The following is a 19,629-nucleotide window of genomic DNA, read 5'->3' as shown; positions in this document are numbered from 1 at the left end:
AGAGATGCGGGCGTAGCGCCCGCATGGGCTGACTGTTATGCCCACGACTGCGGGAGGAGTTGCTGCGGCTGATTGATCGCTTTGCGCGCAATCCAGTAGAGCAGAACACGCTCATCGTCACTGTCACGGTCAGCCATCGACAGCAGCTTGAGTGCCAGCGTCGATTTCGTCACAGGCTGCTGTTCTGTACTGAGTTCAACCACGGCCTGACCGATGATGCAGCAGACTTCGTCTTCACTGGTAGTGGATTCATATGTCCGGTCTTTCATATTTCCTCCTGTTGAGTGAACCCCTATCCTGGCAAAAGATCCGGAAACCTGCTTACAGAAACAGCAGTGTGAAACATTATCTTACCGCTCATTACGCTTACTCATCAGGTTGCCGCTTTGGTTACCTTCAGCGCGACCTCACAGAGAGTGCACAATGCCATTCATACCCGCTGGATGGCATTTCATTCCCTGATCCGTTCCGTTCATGCGTTTGCTACGCCTGCGCGCGCGTTACTGCTTTATTCTGACCGCAGTTTCCAGATTCCCGGACGGGAGAGATAAATGATGAACCAGACGCAGCAGGCTTCATACCAGCGTTCCCGCTGGCTTACATTGTTCGGCACCGTAATCACTCAGTTCGCGCTGGGGTCAGTCTACACATGGAGTCTTTTCAACGGCCAGCTCTCCCACAAGCTGAATGCACCGATCAGTCAGGTGGCTTTTTCGTTTGGCCTGCTGAGTCTGGGGCTGGCAATTGCCTCGTCACTGGCCGGTAAATTACAGGAACGTTTTGGCGTGCGCCGCGTCACGATCGGAGCCGGTGTGCTAATGGCGGTCGGCTTCTGGCTGACCGCGCAGGCTGATAACCTGATGATGCTCTATTTCAGCGCCGGGTTGCTGGTGGGTCTGGCCGATGGGGCGGGTTACCTGATGACCCTGTCAAACTGCGTGAAGTGGTTCCCGGAACGCAAAGGGATGATCTCTGCCTGTGCCATTGGCGCATATGGCCTGGGCAGTCTGGGATTCAAGTTCATCTGCGGCGCACTGCTGGCCTCGGTGGGTCTGGAGCAGACCTTTATGATCTGGGGCGTGCTGGCCATGTCGATGATTATCCTGGGGGCTTTGCTGATGCGCGATGCGCCTCTGCAGGAAAACAGCAGCAGCCAGCGAGGTCAGCAACAGGCGCGTGATTATACGCTGGCACAATCGGTGCGTATGCCGCAGTACTGGATGCTGGCGCTGATGTTCCTGACCGCCTGCATGAGTGGTCTCTATGTTATCGGGGTGGCTAAAGACATCGGTGAAGGCCTGGTGCATCTGACCACCCAGACTGCCGCCAGTGCCGTCACCGTGATCGCCATCGCTAACCTGAGCGGTCGTCTGGTGCTGGGCGTGTTGTCCGACCGGATGATGCGCATCCGGGTGATTTCGCTGGCGCAGATAGTGTCGCTGATCGGGATGAGCGTGCTGCTTTTCACCCGGATGAATGAGAGCACTTTCTTCCTGTCGCTCGCCTGTGTGGCCTTCAGCTTTGGCGGAACCATCACGGTATTCCCTTCGCTGGTCAGTGACTTCTTCGGCCTTAACAACCTGACCAAAAACTATGGCCTGCTCTATCTCGGCTTTGGCATCGGCAGCGTACTGGGCTCACTGGTTGCCTCACTGTTTGGCGGTTTCACGGTGACATTCAGCCTGATTATGACGCTGCTGGTCATCTCCCTGTTCCTGTCACTCACTATCCGTCTGCCACAGCGTACGGTTGCGCCAGCACCGGTATTGCAGCGTCACTGATCCTGTCGGGCCGTGTTGCCACGGCCCTATCATCCTCAGCCGCGGAAACGCGGCTCTGCCACACCCGCCACGGCCACGTCCACAGCAAAGAGATCGCCCGACAGGGGATAGCGCGCCAGCTCCTCCTCCGTTCGATCTTCCCGTGAGCTGGTGATAAACAGCGTTTTAAGGTCGGCGCCGCCAAAGGCCACCATGGTTGGCCACTTCACCGGCAGCAGGATCTCATCGACAATTTCACTGCTCTGCGGGTCGATACGCACCACACGTCCGCCATCGAACTGGGCTGACCAGTAAAATCCTTCGCTATCCACCGCAGCACCATCCGGTAATCCCCCTTTCGCATCGAAGCGCCGGAATACCGAACGCTCGCCCGGTTCACCCTGCTCATCTAAAGGATAGCGGTAGAGGGTCTCGTTCGGCGTGTCACTGTGATACATCCAGCGCCGATCGGGGGAGAAAGCCAACCCGTTAGAGATTTTGATGTCGCGCGCTTTCACCTCCAGCGTCAGGTCGGGCGTGACGCGGCAAAGCAGGCCGCCATTTTTATCCTGCGGCTCCCACAGGCTGCCACACCAGAAATTGCCCCAGGGATCGACGCGTCCATCATTGAACCGGCTTAACGGCGCGTCACCCGGATTTTCGGCAATCTTTTTCTCAGGCCGGCCCTGTGCGTCCAGCAGCCAGACACCGTTACGCAAGGCGGCGATCAGTCCACCCTGCTCGCGCAGACCAATGCAGCCTACCTCTTCCGCCTGCGGAAAAGTCTGCAGTTCACCGCTGGCCGGGTCGAAACGGTGAATCGCCGGTGCCAGAATATCGACACTCCACAACACCTGTTCTTCCACTGACCAGAGCGGACATTCGCCCAGCTCAGCCTGTAATGCCAGAATATGTCTTACTTCATGTGCCATGTTTTTCTCCCGTTAAACTGACCTGCTAATAATGTAGTGATAAAAACGGTCAGATGAGAATTATTTTCGCTTGATTTTAAGAAGATTCTCTCTGATAGTGTTTATTATTCAGCCCATTCTGATTTCTTTATTTTCAGCCGCCGCAGAAAAGAACGAGCTGAAATATTCCGTCATATCTGTTTAACTAACTCTACAAAGCCTGCATTCTCACTTCACTTTTCCGTCGTAATGTCATAGTCATTGGAAAAGAGGAGACGCTTCCGATGAAGAGATTAATTAAAGTCGCTTCGGTGGTAACGCTGATGACCTTATTAAGCGGTTGTATCATCAGCCCGAGGCACGACAACGGCTGGCACCATGGAGGTGGCGGGTATCACGGAGGCTATTACGGAGATCATCACGGAGGGTATCATGGCGGTCACCATCGCCATTAACGGGCAAAGATGTCACACAGCATAAAATAAAAATATAAAATCGTCAGGGCGGGATAATTATCCCGCCCTTTTTTATTTAGCTTTTTATGGCGTAATTACACTGGAACCACGCTTTCTTCAGCCCCGGAATATGACTTTCCTGTGCCGGCAGCGCCTCCACTTTATCAAATCCTTTGTTGCTGCAGTAATTCGCCAGGTCAATATCCATCGCATCACGATTGACCTTCAGCGGGTCAAACCGATACTGAACGGTATTTGAGCTGGGATCTTCGTCAACACGTTCAAATGCCCCGGGTTTGCTGGAGGTACATCCACTCAGCAGAATAAGCGCCAGTGCGCCGGTAATTAATTTTTTCATTTCGTTGTCCTCACTTTGCCGCGCAGTGTATGACGCGGCCTGTCACGCATCCATAGGATTAATGCGCGAAAAATCGAAACCTTAGAAGATTTTGCCAATTAATGCGATATGATTAAACGGCTATCGCTATCGTACCAGACATGACAGGATGCAGTCAGACCCAACGAAAGACTGCACCACACCAGGAAATGCCAAAAATAAGAATCTGTTCCTCTCTTCCCTGCCCGCGCTTAGCGGGCTTTTTTTTGCCCGCTTCCGGCCATCCGTTACTGACCGGTCAGGGCAATCATTCTACGTAACAGATTAGCGGCGCGCTTGTCAGGTAATGCCAGAATGGCACTGTAGAGATCGATGGACATGGCACACAGCGATGAACGGTCTACCGCCGTGTCGGCAGGCATATTCAGCTGCTGCAGCTTTTCGCCCCACTGCTGATAGAGGCGACCGACGATGTTCTGCAGATCCGCCTGTGCCAGCGGCTTATCCAGTGGCTGATCGGGCGGAGGACTGTTCAGCAGCAGCTGTTCCATCGCATCCGCCTCCTTGCGGTTCAGGGAAGGTGGCAGCGTGGTCAGCAAATTGATGCCTCCGCTCACCTGCGGATAGAGATAACGGAAGCAGAGGCCCGGATCGAGTCTGTTCAGCGCCTTCATCTCTTCGACTGAAACGCGGATATAGTTAACAACCGCCTGATCCGTTCCGCGCATCAGCCGCTGATTAATCACCTCGATCAGCCAGCCGCGCAGTTCGCCCGTCGCCTGCTCAGCCGGTTCTCCGGCCCGGATGCGGCGGGTCAGCTCCTGGGTCAGCAGCAGCCACAGCGCCGGTTCCTGCGTCTGCAACACCCGGTAGCCCGGCATTGTTGCCAGCTGCTTCACCGCCTGCTCATGCTGGCTGGCCTGCAACCGATGCGGGGCGACCCAGCTGAACCAGACGAGATTCGCCAGTATCAGCGGCAGCAGAAAGAGAACCAGTCCCTGCCACAAACGCAGCCGGGTCGTTTTGATCAGAACAATAATGATCAGCGCCAGCAGCGCAAACGCCGTCAGCGTAATAAAAAGCAGCCCATTCATGCGGCGGGATTAATCCTTACGCACATCGATCAGCACCGGACAGTGCGCACGTTCAATGACCGACGCGCTGACGGAGCCTTTCAATAACCGGTTAAAAGAGGAGAGATGGCGACGCCCCATAATGATCATGCTGGCCTTGAGCTGCTGCGACTGGGCAACGATAGACTCTGCCGCGTCACCGGCCAGAATCATGCCTCGGGCCGTAATGCCGGCGCGCAGCAGCGGTGCCAGCGCATGGCGCACCACCAGCTCCGCAGTGTTCTGCTCATCCTGCGCGGCCACAAAATCGGCCGGATCTTCACCCGCGTCGATTTCCATCGGCTGATTGCAGGCGGAGTAGGCAGGATCTATACAGCACAGCACCACCACTTCCGCACGATGTGCCAGCGCTTCTTCAATGGTTAAGGCGACCACTTTCTCCGCTACCGGAGAGTGATCAATGGCCATCAGCAGGGTTTTCATCAGATGCTTATCCTTCTATCGCGGCAACTTTGCCGATTTCACGTACCAGTGCCTCTTTACACTTCAGCATCTCGTCACGAAAGCGGGCTTCGTGTCGCAGAAAACGTGCAGAGGGCACCAGCAAAGAGACAGAAAAACGACCAAACAGCGTATCCAGCGCAAACGCCATGGTAGAGACCCCTTCCAGCGTTTCGCCCCGATCCACGGCAATGCCGGTTTCGCGAACCTCCCCGAGCAGCTGCAGCAACTGCGGCAGGGTTTTCACGGTCATATCCGTTAACTCCTGCCAGTCATCGCCGACAATCGTTCGCACATCTTTGTCACACTCGAGCGCCAGCAGTGCCCGCCCCCCGGATGTGCTGTAAAGCGGCAGATTAAGCCCCATATGCGGAACGACACGAAGCTCACGCGATGCCACCACGTGATGAACAATCGCCAGCTGGCTGCCGCTGGCGCGTGCCAGTGAGACGGTTTCGTTGGTATCGGAGGAGAGTTTTTCCAGCAGCGGGCTGACCAGATCTACGACATCGGTATGGACGCTGGAGATGAGTTTCAGCAGTGCCGGCCCCAGCCGCAGTCCGCCCGCCCCGCTGCTGCGCACCAGCTCTGCGCTGTCCAGCGCGGCGACAATCCGCTGCACCGTTGAACGCGGCAGTTCGACCGCCTGCGCGATCTCGCCGAGGCTCATGCCGCCCGGCTGCTGGCCCAGCGCATTAAGAATTTTTGCCGCACGGGCGATGACCTGTATACCGCCCGTTTTCTCATCCTCGCGGCTGGAGGGGTGATGTGCCATAGCGTCGTCCTGTTTGAGCTGCCTTACTGTAACCCGATTGCCGCACTTTTTACAGCATGTACCACATTGCAATACAGCATACCGGGATGTAATATTACCGTCTGTATCACATCGCAATACACTGCATCATAATTACGAGATCGCCTGCTATGAACGCCAGGTCCGCCGCTGTGCCGGCCCCCCACCCTTTTACGCTGCGTCTGGCGCTGGGTTTAGTCGGTGTCCTGATCGCCGCCCTGACCTCCGGACTGAACGATCGCGTCAGTGATATTGCGCTGGCCGATATACGTGCCGCAATCGGTATCAGTGTCGATCAGGGTAGCTGGATTATTTCCGGTTATCAGGCAGCCGAAGTCGCTGCCATGATGATTGCGCCCTGGTTTGCCGTCACGCTGTCGCTGCGACGCTTCACGCTCGGCGTGTCAGCGGGATTTATGCTGACCGGTATTCTGCTGCCGCTGGTGCCTGACCCTACGCTGTTTATCAGCCTGCGCGTTCTGCAGGGACTTTTTGGCGGCGCATTACCGCCGATGCTGATGACGGTCGCCCTGCGCTTTCTGCCGCCCCCGTTTAAACTCTTTGGCCTGGCGGGTTATGCCCTGACCGCGACGTTCGGTCCCAACATGGCGGCCTCGCTCGCCGCATTGTGGACCGATCACGTCAGCTGGATGATGGTCTTCTGGCAGGTGGTGCCCGGCATGCTGGTTGCCATGCTGCTGATCAGCCACGGGATCCCGCAGGACCCACTGCGTCCCGAACGTTTTCAGCAGATCGATCTGTTCGGCATGGTGACCGGCTGCAGTGGGGTGGCGCTGCTGGTGCTGGTGCTGACCCAGGGGGAGCGCCTCGACTGGCTCAATTCGCCGCTGATTACCGGGATGCTGCTGACGGCTCTGCCGCTGCTGCTGGTCTTTCTGATTAACGAGTGGTTTCACCCGCTGCCGCTGTTTAAGCTGCAGATGCTCCGGCGGCCCAATCTGGCGCATGGCTTGCTGGGTCTGGCCTGCGTGCTGATCCTGGGACTGTCAGGTTCTGCCCTGCCCTCCGCCTATTTTGCTCAGGTCAGCGGATTTCGCACCCTGGAGTTTGCCCCGCTGGCGCTGACGGTCGGCCTGCCGCAGTTGCTGATCGCGCCGCTGATTGCCGCCCTGCTGAATATTCGCCGGGTCGACTGCCGCTGGATGCTGACAGCGGGCGTCGGCCTGCTGGTGGTTGCCTGTCTGCTGGGCACACAGATCACCAGCGACTGGGCGCGACAGAATTTCTGGCTGCTGCAGATCCTGCAGGCGTTCGGACAACCCATGATCATTCTGCCGATTCTGATGAGCGCCACCAGCGTCGTGGCGCCACCCGAAGGCCCCTTTGCCTCGGCGATGTTTAATACGGTGCGCGGCTTTTCCAGCATCGCAGCCTCCACACTGGTTGAAGTATTCCTGACTCACCGCGAGCAGTTTCACTCCAGCGTGCTGATTGACCAGGCGGCCAGCCGCAGCTGGCTGATGACCGCCCCGACTGCCGCTCAGGCCAGCAGCAGCCTGCCGCTGTTGCCTGACGGCAGCATCAGTACCAGCGCGAATCTGAGTGGATTCGCCACCCTGGTGCGGCATCAGGCAACGGTGCTGGGCCTGAGCGACAGCTGGCTGATGCTGACAGGCTTTGCCGCCTGCCTGCTGGTGCTGACCGCCATCCTGCCAAAACGGGTCTGGCCGCCGCAGACTCTGATTCAACCCCCTTCCCGGAATAACTGAATATGCGTGCTTTTGAAATGAAAAGAACCCTGCTGCTGACTCTGCTGCTGGTGATTTTGCTGGTCATGGCCTTTGTCGTCTGGTCACTGATGAACGGCAACGATCACCGCACCAACGATGCTTACATCAATGCCGATTACACGCTGGTGGCGCCGAAAGTCTCGGGCTATGTCAGCAGCGTGCAGGTTCAGGATAATCAGCAGGTTAAAGCAGGCCAGCTGCTGGCCACGCTGGACGATCGTGACTATCGCGTGGCGCTGGAGAGCGCTACCGCTGACCTGCAGGTGAGCCAGGCGAAGCTGCTCAGCAGTCAGGCGCAGCTTGAACAGCAGCAGTCCGTGATCGATCAGCAAAAAGCCAGCGTAGCGGCCAGTCAGGCGTCAGCACAGTATGCCGGTCAGAGCGCGGAACGCTACAACCGCCTCTATAAGAGCGGCACCGTTGCAGCCGACGATCAGCAAAAAGCGAGCTCAACTCAGCGCTCAGCCCTGGCGGCGGTTCACCAGAGTCAGGCCGCGCTGGCGTCAGCCGTTAAACAGGTGGGGGTACTCCAGGCAGCGGTGCGGTCGGCGGAAGCGGATGTGGCTGCCGCGAAGGCCAGCGTCGATCAGGCCCGGCTGAATCTCTCCTACACGCGTATTGTCGCCCCGGTGGACGGCATGGTCGGTCAGCGTGCGGTGCGGACAGGCGCCTATGTCTCCGCCGGAACCCGTCTGCTGGCGGTGGTCCCGCTGCAGCAAACCTACGTGACCGCGAACTATCTTGAGACGCAGCTCAGCGATGTGCGTCCCGGTCAGCGGGTGCAGATCCGGGTAGATGCCCTGCCTGGCAGGACGTTCACCGGCCACGTGGACAGCATGGCACCGGCAACCGGCGCAACTTTTTCCGCTATCTCTCCCGATAACGCTACCGGCAACTACACTAAAGTGGTTCAGCGTTTGCCGGTCAAAATTGTGCTGGATAGTGACCAACCCAATCTGGCCCAGTTGCGTGTCGGCATGTCTGCGATCCCGGACATCGACGTACCGTAATATTGTGAGCAATATCTCAGAACGGACCTATTTCATTTGGGCGGGATTACGCGTAAATTAGCGCTCGATCCTGTTCTGAGTTATTCAGATCGACCCGGACAAGAGAAGACCCTGCCGCTTATGGCGCTCTCTTTTCCACATCTGTTCGCGTTGCACTGGTTTGGGATCGCCATCATCGTAACCGCTCAGAGGAGTTGCTTTGTGAAATATGCCTTGATGGGAATTTCTTTTTTCGCATTACTTTGGTTCGGAACCTTCGTTCTGCTGCTGAAGTAACGGCGTGACAGTGCCGCCAGAGGGCGACGTTAACGTCGCCCTTGCTGGCTGTCAGCGTTCTTCTTCCTGCAGTTTCATGCTGCCCGGCAACACGCCGTCGGCACGAAACATCGCTTTTATCCCCCGCACCGCCTGACGTATGCGATCGCTGTTTTCAATCAGCGCAAAACGCACGTGCGTATCACCGTAGTCGCCAAATCCGATACCGGGCGAGACACAGACTTTTGCCTCCTGCAGCAGATGTTTGGCAAATTCCAGCGATCCCAGATGCGCATAGTGGTCCGGAATTTTTGCCCAGACGTACATGGACGCTTTCGGATTCTCCACCATCCAGCCCGCTTCATGCAGACCTTTCACCAGCACATCGCGACGGCGTTTGTACTGCTCGGCGATGTCGCGCACGCACTGCTGATCGCCCTCGAGCGCAGCAATCGCCGCCACCTGGAGCGGTGTGAACGTGCCGTAGTCGTGGTAGCTTTTGATACGCGCCAGGGCGGCAACCAGCTCTTTGTTGCCCACCATGAAACCGATGCGCCAGCCCGCCATGTTGTAGCTTTTCGACAGGGTAAAGAATTCCACGGCGACATCACGCGCCCCCGGCACCTGCATGATTGACGGCGCTTTCCAGCCGTCGTAGACGATGTCGGCGTAAGCCAGATCGTGGATCACTAGCACGTTGTACTGTTTCGCCAGCGCAATGACCCGTTCGAAAAAGTCGAGTTCCACACACTGGGCGGTGGGGTTGGACGGGAAGCCGAGGATCATCATTTTTGGCTTGGGATAACTCTCGCGGATGGCGCGTTCCAGCTCGTTGAAGAAATCAACGCCCGCCACCAGCGGCACTGACCGCACCTGCGCACCCGCAATCACCGCGCCGTAGATATGAATCGGATAGCTGGGGTTCGGCACCAGCACGGTGTCGCCGTGGTCCAGCGTTGCCAGCATCAGATGCGCCAGCCCCTCTTTAGAACCGATAGTGACAATCGCCTCCGATTCCGGATCGATTTCGACCTGGTAGCGATCGGCGTACCAGCGGGAAATGGCCCGGCGCAGACGCGGAATGCCGCGGGAAGTCGAGTAACCGTGGGTGTCATCACGCTGTGCCACCTGGCAGAGCTTTTCGACGATGTGCGGTGGGGTCGGACCATCGGGATTGCCCATTGAAAAGTCGATGATATCTTCGCCGCGCCGGCGCGCAGCCATCTTCAGTTCAGCGGTGATATTAAAAACGTAAGGGGGTAAACGTTCAATACGCGAGAAACGACGGGGTGTGCTGTTATCAGCCATAGTGTCCTCTGGATTACGTAAGCGCCCGGACCGTCCGAGCGACGCGGGTCACTGCGGTGACCCGTTACGAACATAACGTGGTGAGGATCATTTTGTCGAGCATGGCAGAAAATATTTTTATTGCTGCGGATTCAGTCGTCCCAGCAGCCAGTCGTTCACCCAACAGCCGTTCAGCAGATAATTATCCCGCAGCGTCCCCTCCAGCTGAAAACCGTTCTTCTCCAGAATACGGCGCGAGGCCCAGTTACCTTCTACCACCAGTGCCTTAAGTTTATGGAAATCAGCCTCCAGTAAAAACTGGCACAGGGCCGCCAGCGCCTCGCTGCCATATCCCTGACCGCAGTAGCGATGCAGCAGCATGTAGCCCACTTCTGCCTGCCGATGCGGCTCCCACTCCGGGCTGCAGCCAAACAGGCCAATCGGCTCCCCGTTATCCCGCCGCCGCGCAACCAGACAGAGCATATGAAAGCTTCCGGGCTGCCAGGGGGCCAGACGCGACGTGAAACGCTGGCGGATATCCGCCTCATCAGGGATTTCACTCACCCAGGCCATGGTGTCGCGATCTTCATGGACGGCGCGAAACAGCTGCCAGTCTTCTGGCTGTAGTCGGGTGAGGGTTAAACGGGTGGTGACAAGTTGCATCTGCTGCTCCCGGGTGATGCGGTTTACCGGCGATCGCTGGCGCGCGTTAGTCGGGCAACATAGCAAAACGGCCTTCCAGCGACCAGCGTTAACCGGCGGGAAAACTGTTCCCCTTTATTGCGCTCAGGCTTTCCTCTTTTAGCTGCATTCCCTTAAAAATTGACCTGCAGCAGGAATGCCCGGCACGATTCACCAGGAGGCTGGCGGTTCGCGATCACATTTTTTATCATAGGGTCACTTTCCCTTGCCGACGAGCTGCCTGTGCCCTCCCACTTCACGATGTTGCTGGCCGTTTTTGACCGCGCCGCCCTGATGCTGATCTGCCTGTTTTTCCTGACGCGCACCCGTCCGTTTCGTCAGCTGCTGCAGAAAGATGAACACACCCGCGCAGAGAAGATAGCGGTCACCGCGATCTTCTCCCTGTTTGCCCTGTTCAGCACCTGGTCGGGGGTCAATGTGGATGGGTCGCTGCTGAACGTGCGGGTGATCGCCGTGATGGCGGGCGGCATCCTGTTTGGTCCCTGGGTCGGTATCGCCACCGGCATCATCGCCGGCCTGCACCGTTTTCTGATCGATATCCACGGCGTGACCTCTGTTCCCTGTCTGATTACCAGCATCATTGCCGGTGTTGTGGCGGGTGGCATTAACCGGCGGGTCCTGAAAGAGCATCGCTGGCGTGCCGGTATCGTCGGCGGGATGCTGTGTGAAGCCCTGACGATGGTGCTGATTGTCTTGTGGGCGCGCCCCACATCGCTCGGCCTGGCGATAGTGTCCGAAATCGCCCTGCCGATGATCCTCGGCGCCTCCAGCATCGGCCTGATTGTGTTGCTGGTGCAGAGCGTTGAAGGGGAAAAAGAGGCGATTGCCGCGCGTCAGGCCAAGCTGGCGCTGGAGATCGCCAATAAAACGCTGCCGCTGTTTCGTCAGGTTAACAGCGACTCACTGCGCAACATCTGTGACATTATCCGGCGGGAAATCAAAGCCGATGCGGTGGCGATGACCGATAAAAAGCAGATTCTGGCCTATGTTGGCTATGGCGAACATAACTATCAGCACGGGGATGACGGTATCAGTCCTACCACCGCGCAGTCGATCGCCAGCGGTAAAATTATCATCAAAAACAATGATGAAGCCCATCGCACCAAAGACATTCACTCCATGATTGTGATTCCGCTGTGGGAAAAGGGCAAGGTCACCGGTACGCTGAAAATCTACTACCGTCGTGCGCATCGTATTACCGGCTCGCTGAAAGAGATGGCGATCGGTCTGTCACAGATTATCTCTACGCAGCTGGAGGTGTCGCGCGCCGAGCAGCTGCGCGAAATGGCCAATAAAGCGGAACTGCGCGCGCTGCAAAGCAAAATAAATCCCCATTTTCTGTTTAATGCCCTGAACGCGATCTCCTCCTCCATCCGGCTCAATCCCGATACCGCCCGCCAGCTGGTGATTAACCTGTCGCGCTATCTGCGCTACAACCTGGAGCTGAACGACGATGAGCTGATCGACATCCGCAAAGAGCTGTGGCAGGTCAAAGATTACATCGCCATAGAGCAGGCGCGGTTTGGCGACAAGCTGACGATGATTTATGACGTCGATGAAGATCTGCACTTTCTGCTGCCCAGCCTGCTGATTCAGCCGCTGGTGGAGAATGCCATTGTGCACGGTATCCAGCCCTGTAAAGGCAAAGGCGTGGTGACGCTGAGCGTGCGGGATCAGGGCGACCAGGTGCGGATTTCAGTGCGGGATACCGGCAAGGGGATCAGCCAGGAGGTGATGGCCCGGGTGGCGCGCAACGACATGCCCGGCAATAAAATCGGCCTGCTCAACGTGCATCACCGGGTGAAACTGCTGTCGGGTCAGGGATTGTGCATTGTGCGGCATGAGCCGGGCACGGAAATCTCTTTTACGCTCAGTAAAAACGGCCAGCGGCTGGCGGAGAATCTGTTATGAAAGCCATTATTGTGGAAGATGAATTCCTGGCGCAGCAGGAGCTGAGCTGGATGATCCAGCATCACAGCAAAATCGAAATTGAAGCCTGCTTTGATGACGGCCTCGACGTGCTGAAGTATCTGCAACAGCATCGGGTGGATGTGATCTTTCTCGACATCAACATTCCTTCACTGGATGGCATGCTGCTGGCGCAGAACATCCATCAGTTTGCCCACAAGCCGCTGATTGTCTTTATTACCGCCTGGAAAGAGCATGCGGTGGAGGCGTTTGAGCTGGAGGCGTTTGACTACATTCTCAAGCCCTATCAGGAATCACGGATTGTCACCATGCTGAACAAGCTTGAAGCCACGGCACAGGCGCAGCAGGCGGTCAGCCATCTCAGTGCCACACCCGCCCCGCAGACGGTCAATCTGGTCAAAGATGAGCGCATCCTCGTCACGGACGTGAATGATATTTACTACGTTGAGGCACATGAGAAGCTGACGTTCGTCTACACCCGGCGTGAATCCTATGTGATGTCGATGAACATTACCGAGTTCTGTTCCCGCCTGCCGGAGCAGCAGTTTTTCCGCTGCCATCGCTCTTACTGCGTCAGCCTGAACAAAATTCGCGAAATCGAACCCTGGTTTAACAATACCTATCTGCTGAAACTGCGCGATCTGGAGTTTCAGGTGCCGGTCAGCCGCAGCAAGGTCAAGCTGTTTCGACAGTTAATGCGGCTCTGATGCCGGGGAAAAGCGTGTCCGGGAAGGGAGTCGTAAAGCGGATAAGGCGTGCCCGGGCCCGCCCTGATCAAGTCGGGAACCCGCTCGCGCACAGTCAGATGCCGTGCACGAGCGGAAGCCGGATCAGATTTCGCGACCCAGGGTCTGACGCAGATGCGCGCCCGCGCCCAGCAGGCCAGGCTGATCGTGCGTAATCATATAGACCGGGATGCTGGCCACATAGTCGCGGAAACGCCCTTTGTCTTCGAAGGCAGCCCGGAACCCGGACGCCTTAAAGAACTCCAGGAAGCGAGGCACGATGCCCCCTGCGATGTAGACGCCCCCGAAGGTGCCGAGATTCAGCGCCAGATTGCCGCCAAAACGGCCCATGATGACGCAGAACATCGACAGCGCACGACGGCAGTCGGTGCAGCTGTCATCCAGCGCACGCTGGCTGACATCTTTCGGCTTCAGGTTCTCCGGCACGCGCTTGTCCACTTTAACAATCGCGCGATAGAGGTTAACCAGACCGGCACCCGACAGCACGCGCTCGGCGGAAACATGGCCGAGCTCTTCGCGCAGCACTTCCAGAATCTGATCTTCTTCTTCGCTGTTGGCCGCCAGATCGACATGGCCGCCCTCGCCCGGCAGGCTTACCCAGCGCTTGTCCACATGCACCAGATGGCTGACGCCTAACCCTGTACCGGCACCATAAATCGCGATAGGTTTATCTTTTACCGGTTCAGTTCCGCCGAACTGAATCACGTTGTCAGCGGTCAGCATCGGGATCGCCATTGAGACTGCCGTGAAGTCGTTAATGATTTCCAGGTGTTCAAAACCGATGTTCTCTTTGAGCTTGCGCGTCGAAAACGCCCAGTCATGGTTGGTCATTTCAACCCAGTCATCGGTAATCGGGCAGGCAATGGCAATACAGCCATCTTTAACATCCTGCTGTTGTTCATCAAGATAGTGGCGGATGACAGCTTCGAGGCTGTCGTAGTCTGATGTTGAGAATGTTTTGGCCTGGGAGATGCTGCCGCTTTCCACCTCACACAGGGCGAGGCGCGCGTTAGTCCCGCCGACATCGCCGACCAAGGCATAGGTTGTCATTCTTCTGTTGCTCCGCTTGGGGTCTTAAGAGTTGGAGGACACTATAAAATTCTGCCCATAAAACAACAACGCTCACCGGTGCGATTGGTGAGCGTCTTACTCAGGTGTGCTACAGCCTAACCGCGATAGTCAACCCTGCACAGCGGCAACTATCTGAATCTTAGCCGCCGTTGCGTTGATTCAGGCAGGCCGTGACTTTTCGTAACAGCGGCGGCAGATCATCTTTCGGCATCACCACCTCAACCAGCGACAGCCATTGAGGCCGTGAGAGCCGCGCCATCACCTCGTTTAACTGCACCGTTTCACTGATGCGCCAGCTCTGCGCCTGGCCCTGCAGGCTGAAAGCGTGCGGTAAGGCGGTCCAGTTCCACTGTGCAATATCATTATAACGTTGAGTTGCGCCGTGAATCGCTCTTTCTACGGTATAACCTTCATTATTCAGCAGAAAGATAATCAGCGACTGTTGGTCGCGCAGCATTGAGCCCAGTTCCTGAATGGTCAGCTGTGCCGAGCCGTCACCGATGATCAGGATAACCCGGCGATCCGGCGCGGCCGTCTGCGCGCCAAAGGCTGCCGGAAGAGTATAGCCGATTGAACCCCACAATGGCTGCACCACCAGCTGTGCCTGTGAAGGCAGTCGCAGGGCCGCTGCACCAAAGGCTGCCGTCCCCTGTTCGGCCAGAATCAGGTCGCCGGGTTGCAGGAATGACTGCATGGCCTGCCAGAACGCCTGCTGACTGATGATCGCCGCTGGCGCTTCGGGCTGCGCGACGGTGGGCGTGTCGCCACTCTGCCACTGCTGCCCATATTGCGCGAACAGCGACTGGAGTTCGCTTAACGCATCGGCCATCGACAGCGGGGCAAACTGTTCCGAGCCTGCGCGGGCGCTGTGCGGCTGCAGATCAATACATTTCTCCGGGACGAACTGCTGCGTGAAGCCCGCGGTGATCGTATCGGTAAAACGGACGCCGACGCAGATCGCCACGTCCACCTGCTCAATCTGTTCACGCACCTGTCCGGCGCTCGCCTCACCGGCATAGGTGCCGACGTAACCCGGCTGCTGTTCATCCAGTACGCCTTTACCCATCAGCAGCGTGGCGCAGGGTATCGCACGCTGTTCACGCAGCGCGGCCAGTGCCGCCTGCTGCTGCCAGCGCAGCGCAAGGAAATCCGCCAGCAGTGACACGCGCTGCGCCGAAGCCAGCATCCGCTCCGCCGCAGCGCGGAAAGCACGGCGGACGTCGGGCGAAGAGGTTTGCCGGATAATCAGCGGCCGGGCGGGTGGCGGGACTTCCGTCGCCGCGACGTCAACCGCCAGCGAAAGATAACCCGGACGACGTGCCTGCAGCGCATGGGTTATCACCCGGTCAATCTCAGCCGTGGCGTTGTCCGCGGTAAGCCGGGCGGTTGCGGCGCTGACCTCCCCGGCCATGCGAATGAAATGCTGAAAATCGCCATCGCCCAGCGAATGGTGAACGCAGTCGCCCTGCGACTGTGCGCCTGTCGCAGGCGCACCCACGATGTGAATGACCGGCAGATATTCAGCATAGCTGCCTGCGACGCCGTTGATTGCGCTCAGCTCGCCGACACCAAAGGTCGTCAGTAGTACCCCTGCGCCGTTGCAGCGCGCATAACCATCCGCCGCATAGGCTGCGTTAAGTTCATTGGCGCACCCTACCCAGCTCAGGGTGGGATGGGCAATGACCCGATCAAGAAACTGGAGGTTATAGTCGCCCGGCACACCAAACAGATGCTCTATACCAATCTCCTGCAGACGGCTTAGCAGGTAATCGCCAACGGTAAATGTAGACATCGCGCATTCCTTTCAGGGAAGAGTCGGCTTAAGTATCTGACAGCCGTTGAAATTAGCGAGAAAAGGGGTGGTTTTCAGCCGCCGCAATGTGCGGAAAGCGGGCGTTACGCTGGCGGAATATTCTGTAAAATTGCGAACTGGTGCGCATTGCCACTGAGTGTAACCGTATACACTGATAGACTTTTGGCACATCTTCCCGTTTTTACTCAGGAGCGCTGAATGTCCTCTTTCCCCCATCCCGACCGTTATCAGCAGATGGAATACCGGCGCAGCGGCCGCAGCGGCATTAAGCTGCCCGCCATTTCGCTGGGGCTGTGGCATAACTTTGGTGACAGCACCCGCGTCGATAACAGCCGTGAACTGCTGCGCCATGCCTTTGACCGTGGCATTACGCACTTCGACTTAGCGAATAACTATGGTCCGCCGCCCGGCTCGGCAGAGGAGAACTTCGGCCGGCTTCTGCGGGAAGATTTTCGGGCGCATCGCGATGAGCTGATTATCTCCACTAAAGCGGGTTACACCATGTGGCAGGGGCCTTATGGCGACTGGGGATCGCGTAAGTATCTGGTCGCCAGTCTGGACCAGAGCCTGAAACGTATGGGGCTGGAGTATGTGGATATTTTCTATCATCACCGCCCCGATCCGGACACCCCGCTGGAGGAGACAATGCGCGCGCTGGATCATGTGGTGCGTCAGGGCAAAGCGCTCTACGCCGCCCTCTCGAACTATCCGGCCGGGCTCGCGGCTGACGCGATAGCGATCCTGCGCGATCTCGGCACGCCCTGTCTGATCCACCAGCCGCGCTATTCGATGTTTGAACGCACACCGGAGCAGGGACTTATTCAGACGCTCGGCGAGGCGGGCGTCGGCTGTATCGCCTTTTCCCCACTGGCGGGTGGTGTCCTCACCGATCGCTATCTGCAGGGCATCCCGGCCGATTCGCGTGTGGCCAGCGGCAGCCGCTTCCTGGATGAGAACCAGCTGACGGAGGAGAAAATGGCGCGGGTGCGCAGGCTGAATACCCTGGCGCAGCAGCGCGGGCAGAAGCTGGCGCAGATGGCGCTGGCGTGGGTGCTGCGCGATGAGCGCGTCACATCGGTACTGATTGGTGCCAGTAAAACGGCGCAGATTGATGATGCCGTGGCGATGCTGGCCCGCCGTGAATTCAGCGATGACGAGCTGGCAGCCATTGACGCGGCCCTGATGTGATCCCTGCCCTGCCCGGTGCTCACCGGGCAGTTTCAGGGCCAGAATTGTCTCAATCCCCTTTCTCTCCCCAATTTCCTCACAATCTTCCGACACAATGATACGGTAACAACAGCAATCCGCAGGCACAGACTGCGCCGCAACAGCATCAGACTGTTGATGAGGAGAAAAAAATGAAAAGAGCCCTGATATTTGCTGCCCTGCTGGCCCTGTTGTCGCCACTGGCACACCAGACCGCCCAAGCCTCTGGAGCCTCAATTACACTGGCCCCCGGCGTAACCCTGAACCTGGGTGACCGCGATCGCCGTGGCTACTACTGGGATGGCGGTCGCTGGCGTGAACCGCGCTGGTGGAACGATCGTTATTCTTATAATGAACGCCGCTGGTGGCGCCACGAAGAGTGGCGGCGTCATCAGCAGTGGGAGCGTGAACGTCGCTGGCATGAGCGCGACCGTGAGCGTCGCTGGGAACATCAGCATCGCCGCGATCGTGACTGGGATCATCATGACCGTCGTGGTCCGGGGCCGCATGGGTTCGGGCCTCACGGACCGGGCCCGCACGGCCACGATCGTCACTAAACAAAACGCCCGGCATAACCGGGCGTTTTTTGTCAGTCAGGCGCGTTACAGCCCCAGCGCCTCTCCCACCAGCAAATAGAGGTTCAGCGTAATCACCAGCAGCACAATCAGGCGGCCGGTGTTCTGCATCAGGCGGGAGTTAACCATATCCTCCCCCATCAGCTCGCGATTGCCGGTAAAAGCCAGCAGCGGGATCAGCGCCAGTGCAATTCCGAAACTCAGCAGCACCTGACTCATCACCAGAACCCGGGTTGGGTCCCAGCCTGCCGCGATGACAATAAACGAGGGCAGCATGGTGATGGTGCGGCGTAACCAGAGCGGAATATGGAAGCGGATAAAGCCCTGCATCACCACCTGGCCCGCCAGGGTGCCCACCACGGTCGAGGATAATCCCGCGGCGACCAGACTCAGACCGAAGACCGTCGCCGCTGCCTGACCCAGCAGCGGTTGCAGCGTCAGGTAGGCCTGATCGAGTTCCGCAATTTTACTGTGACCGCTGAAGTGAAAGGCGGCTGCCGCGGTCGCCATCATCGCCAGATTGACGAATCCGGCAATCGTCATCGCAATGGCCACGTCCAGCTTGGTCGAGGAGTAACGCTGACTTTTGCTGTCCTCACTTTTACCCTGCGTCAGGGCTGAGTGCAGATAGATAACGTGCGGCATGATGGTGGCGCCCAGCACACCGGCCGCCAGGAAGACGGCATCGGATGTCGGCAGCGCGGGCAGTGCCATCCCGGTCACCAGCTCTTTGACGTCAGGCTGAGAGAAGAAGAGTTCGACGATATAGGCCGCCGCCACAAACAGCAGCAGTCCTCCTATCACCAGCTCCAGCGGCTTTTGCCCCCGGCTCTGCAGCATCAGGATCAGGAACGTGGCGACACCGGTCAACACTGCGCCCTGCATCAGCGAGATGCCGAGCAGCAGTTTGAACCCCAGCGCGGCCCCGATAAACTCCGCCAGGTCGGTCGCCATCGCGATAATTTCCGCCTGCACCCAGTAGAACCAGACGGCGGGCCGGGGAAAACGATCGCGGATATGTTCAGCGAGGTTTTTACCCGTGGCGATACCCAGCTTGGCGGACATCAGCTGGATCAGCATGGCCATGACGTTTGCCCACACCACGACCCACAGCAGCTTATAGCCGTAAGCGGCGCCCGCCTGAATATTGGTCGCAAAGTTGCCCGGATCGATATAGCCGATAGCGGCGATAAAAGCGGGCCCCAGCAGTGCGAGTTTGACTTTTCTGACTCCGCGAGCGGCGCGCTCGGCGGTACGACTTTCAAACATATCCGGTACCCTGTCTGAACATGTGCCTGCCCCGGCAGCTTAGGGGTTGGCATGAGCAAGTGAAATTCGTTTATTGTTATCGGTGTAATAGATACTGCTATAAAGTATAGCCATTGCTATACATTACAGCAAAGGAAGTGACTGCTAAAAATGTGAGCAAGCATGTCACTTTACGCTCTGTGTAA

At 57.8% G+C, this 19,629-nt stretch carries 19 protein-coding genes; 8 read left to right on the top strand and 11 right to left on the bottom strand.

The genetic code is table 11. The features are described from left to right. Positions 1-35 precede the first annotated feature (35 nt). Positions 36-269 (bottom strand): hypothetical protein, encoded by a 234-nt coding sequence (locus F3I47_RS07960; protein ID WP_058958160.1) that lies wholly within the window; start codon positions 267-269, stop codon positions 36-38. Positions 270-554: 285 nt separating this feature from the next. Here F3I47_RS07960 and F3I47_RS07955 point away from each other — a divergent pair, with 285 nt between their 5' ends. Beyond that, positions 555-1,781 (top strand): OFA family MFS transporter, encoded by a 1,227-nt coding sequence (locus F3I47_RS07955; RefSeq protein ID WP_033736497.1) that lies wholly within the window; start codon positions 555-557, stop codon positions 1,779-1,781. A gap of 35 nt (positions 1,782-1,816) precedes the next feature. Here F3I47_RS07955 and F3I47_RS07950 read toward each other — a convergent pair whose 3' ends face one another. The 5 genes from F3I47_RS07950 to F3I47_RS07930 all read right to left on the bottom strand — a co-directional run bounded on the left by F3I47_RS07950 (position 1,817) and on the right by F3I47_RS07930 (position 5,812). Then, complete coding sequence (locus F3I47_RS07950) at positions 1,817-2,692, bottom strand: SMP-30/gluconolactonase/LRE family protein (protein ID WP_150028912.1); 876 nt, start codon at positions 2,690-2,692, stop codon at positions 1,817-1,819. A 510-nt stretch (positions 2,693-3,202) separates the two neighbouring features. Next, entirely contained in the window at positions 3,203-3,484 is a 282-nt protein-coding gene (locus F3I47_RS07945) for a lipoprotein (protein WP_009088892.1), read from the bottom strand. A gap of 266 nt (positions 3,485-3,750) precedes the next feature. After that, positions 3,751-4,557 carry a hypothetical protein gene (locus tag F3I47_RS07940; protein WP_150028913.1) on the bottom strand — a complete coding sequence of 269 codons (807 nt, stop codon included), beginning with the start codon at positions 4,555-4,557 and terminating at the stop codon, positions 3,751-3,753. A gap of 9 nt (positions 4,558-4,566) precedes the next feature. Further along, positions 4,567-5,019, bottom strand: coding sequence for a universal stress protein (locus F3I47_RS07935; protein ID WP_009088890.1), 453 nt, complete (start codon positions 5,017-5,019; stop codon positions 4,567-4,569). 7 nt (positions 5,020-5,026) lie between these two features. Then, the gene (locus tag F3I47_RS07930; RefSeq protein WP_009088889.1) at positions 5,027-5,812 is read right to left on the bottom strand and encodes an IclR family transcriptional regulator; all 786 of its coding nucleotides are present in this window, start codon (positions 5,810-5,812) and stop codon (positions 5,027-5,029) included. Between the two features lie 149 nt (positions 5,813-5,961). Here F3I47_RS07930 and F3I47_RS07925 point away from each other — a divergent pair, with 149 nt between their 5' ends. The 3 genes from F3I47_RS07925 (at position 5,962) to ypdK (ending at position 8,867) form a co-directional block, all read left to right on the top strand. After that, a complete protein-coding gene (locus tag F3I47_RS07925) occupies positions 5,962-7,560 on the top strand; it encodes an MFS transporter (RefSeq protein WP_150028914.1) in 1,599 nt (532 codons plus the stop codon). 2 nt (positions 7,561-7,562) lie between these two features. Continuing rightward, positions 7,563-8,591 (top strand): HlyD family secretion protein, encoded by a 1,029-nt coding sequence (locus F3I47_RS07920; protein WP_150028915.1) that lies wholly within the window; start codon positions 7,563-7,565, stop codon positions 8,589-8,591. Positions 8,592-8,792: 201 nt separating this feature from the next. Then, complete coding sequence (gene ypdK / locus F3I47_RS07915) at positions 8,793-8,867, top strand: membrane protein YpdK (protein ID WP_099257831.1); 75 nt, start codon at positions 8,793-8,795, stop codon at positions 8,865-8,867. Between the two features lie 51 nt (positions 8,868-8,918). Here the strand turns inward: ypdK and alaC are convergent, their stop codons facing one another. Together alaC and F3I47_RS07905 are read right to left on the bottom strand one after the other, a co-directional pair. Then, entirely contained in the window at positions 8,919-10,154 is a 1,236-nt protein-coding gene (gene alaC, locus F3I47_RS07910) for an alanine transaminase (RefSeq protein ID WP_009088884.1), read from the bottom strand. Between the two features lie 117 nt (positions 10,155-10,271). Then, the gene (locus F3I47_RS07905; RefSeq protein WP_111208575.1) at positions 10,272-10,796 is read right to left on the bottom strand and encodes a GNAT family N-acetyltransferase; all 525 of its coding nucleotides are present in this window, start codon (positions 10,794-10,796) and stop codon (positions 10,272-10,274) included. Positions 10,797-11,075: 279 nt separating this feature from the next. Here F3I47_RS07905 and F3I47_RS07900 point away from each other — a divergent pair, with 279 nt between their 5' ends. Continuing rightward, complete coding sequence (locus F3I47_RS07900) at positions 11,076-12,746, top strand: sensor histidine kinase (protein WP_111208565.1); 1,671 nt, start codon at positions 11,076-11,078, stop codon at positions 12,744-12,746. Next, entirely contained in the window at positions 12,743-13,471 is a 729-nt protein-coding gene (locus F3I47_RS07895; protein WP_150028916.1) for a LytTR family DNA-binding domain-containing protein, read from the top strand. Before F3I47_RS07900 ends, F3I47_RS07895 begins: the two co-directional genes overlap by 4 nt. Positions 13,472-13,594: 123 nt before the next feature. On the opposite strand, the gene glk is transcribed toward F3I47_RS07895, so the two are convergent. Both glk and ipdC read right to left on the bottom strand, forming a co-directional pair. Continuing rightward, a complete protein-coding gene (glk, locus tag F3I47_RS07890) occupies positions 13,595-14,560 on the bottom strand; it encodes a glucokinase (protein ID WP_009088878.1) in 966 nt (321 codons plus the stop codon). A 160-nt stretch (positions 14,561-14,720) separates the two neighbouring features. Continuing rightward, a complete protein-coding gene (gene ipdC / locus F3I47_RS07885) occupies positions 14,721-16,373 on the bottom strand; it encodes an indolepyruvate decarboxylase (RefSeq protein ID WP_150028917.1) in 1,653 nt (550 codons plus the stop codon). A gap of 219 nt (positions 16,374-16,592) precedes the next feature. Between ipdC and mgrA the strand changes: the two genes are divergently transcribed. Then, positions 16,593-17,582 (top strand): L-glyceraldehyde 3-phosphate reductase, encoded by a 990-nt coding sequence (mgrA, locus tag F3I47_RS07880; RefSeq protein ID WP_150028918.1) that lies wholly within the window; start codon positions 16,593-16,595, stop codon positions 17,580-17,582. A 170-nt stretch (positions 17,583-17,752) separates the two neighbouring features. Further along, a complete protein-coding gene (locus tag F3I47_RS07875; protein ID WP_009088875.1) occupies positions 17,753-18,157 on the top strand; it encodes a DUF2502 domain-containing protein in 405 nt (134 codons plus the stop codon). A gap of 45 nt (positions 18,158-18,202) precedes the next feature. On the opposite strand, the gene F3I47_RS07870 is transcribed toward F3I47_RS07875, so the two are convergent. Then, positions 18,203-19,444 (bottom strand): Nramp family divalent metal transporter, encoded by a 1,242-nt coding sequence (locus F3I47_RS07870; RefSeq protein WP_009088870.1) that lies wholly within the window; start codon positions 19,442-19,444, stop codon positions 18,203-18,205. Positions 19,445-19,629 lie beyond the last annotated feature (185 nt).

It is taken from the genome of Pantoea sp. M_10 (genome assembly GCF_008631515.1).
GTDB classification, from domain to species: Bacteria; Pseudomonadota; Gammaproteobacteria; order Enterobacterales; family Enterobacteriaceae; genus Pantoea; species Pantoea anthophila.
This window is presented reverse-complemented; position numbering and strand designations above follow the sequence as displayed.

What these genes read in the sequence shown, in the direction of transcription:
- F3I47_RS07960 (WP_058958160.1), bottom strand. Translation starts at nt 269, where the DNA reads ATGAAAGACCGGACATATGAATCCACTACCAGTGAAGACGAAGTCTGC.
- F3I47_RS07955 (WP_033736497.1), top strand. Translation starts at nt 555, where the DNA reads ATGAACCAGACGCAGCAGGCTTCATACCAGCGTTCCCGCTGGCTTACA.
- F3I47_RS07950 (WP_150028912.1), bottom strand. Translation starts at nt 2,692, where the DNA reads ATGGCACATGAAGTAAGACATATTCTGGCATTACAGGCTGAGCTGGGC.
- F3I47_RS07945 (WP_009088892.1), bottom strand. Translation starts at nt 3,484, where the DNA reads ATGAAAAAATTAATTACCGGCGCACTGGCGCTTATTCTGCTGAGTGGA.
- F3I47_RS07940 (WP_150028913.1), bottom strand. Translation starts at nt 4,557, where the DNA reads ATGAATGGGCTGCTTTTTATTACGCTGACGGCGTTTGCGCTGCTGGCG.
- F3I47_RS07935 (WP_009088890.1), bottom strand. Translation starts at nt 5,019, where the DNA reads ATGAAAACCCTGCTGATGGCCATTGATCACTCTCCGGTAGCGGAGAAA.
- F3I47_RS07930 (WP_009088889.1), bottom strand. Translation starts at nt 5,812, where the DNA reads ATGGCACATCACCCCTCCAGCCGCGAGGATGAGAAAACGGGCGGTATA.
- F3I47_RS07925 (WP_150028914.1), top strand. Translation starts at nt 5,962, where the DNA reads ATGAACGCCAGGTCCGCCGCTGTGCCGGCCCCCCACCCTTTTACGCTG.
- F3I47_RS07920 (WP_150028915.1), top strand. Translation starts at nt 7,563, where the DNA reads ATGCGTGCTTTTGAAATGAAAAGAACCCTGCTGCTGACTCTGCTGCTG.
- alaC (WP_009088884.1), bottom strand. Translation starts at nt 10,154, where the DNA reads ATGGCTGATAACAGCACACCCCGTCGTTTCTCGCGTATTGAACGTTTA.
- F3I47_RS07905 (WP_111208575.1), bottom strand. Translation starts at nt 10,796, where the DNA reads ATGCAACTTGTCACCACCCGTTTAACCCTCACCCGACTACAGCCAGAA.
- F3I47_RS07900 (WP_111208565.1), top strand. Translation starts at nt 11,076, where the DNA reads ATGTTGCTGGCCGTTTTTGACCGCGCCGCCCTGATGCTGATCTGCCTG.
- F3I47_RS07895 (WP_150028916.1), top strand. Translation starts at nt 12,743, where the DNA reads ATGAAAGCCATTATTGTGGAAGATGAATTCCTGGCGCAGCAGGAGCTG.
- glk (WP_009088878.1), bottom strand. Translation starts at nt 14,560, where the DNA reads ATGACAACCTATGCCTTGGTCGGCGATGTCGGCGGGACTAACGCGCGC.
- ipdC (WP_150028917.1), bottom strand. Translation starts at nt 16,373, where the DNA reads ATGTCTACATTTACCGTTGGCGATTACCTGCTAAGCCGTCTGCAGGAG.
- mgrA (WP_150028918.1), top strand. Translation starts at nt 16,593, where the DNA reads ATGTCCTCTTTCCCCCATCCCGACCGTTATCAGCAGATGGAATACCGG.
- F3I47_RS07875 (WP_009088875.1), top strand. Translation starts at nt 17,753, where the DNA reads ATGAAAAGAGCCCTGATATTTGCTGCCCTGCTGGCCCTGTTGTCGCCA.
- F3I47_RS07870 (WP_009088870.1), bottom strand. Translation starts at nt 19,444, where the DNA reads ATGTTTGAAAGTCGTACCGCCGAGCGCGCCGCTCGCGGAGTCAGAAAA.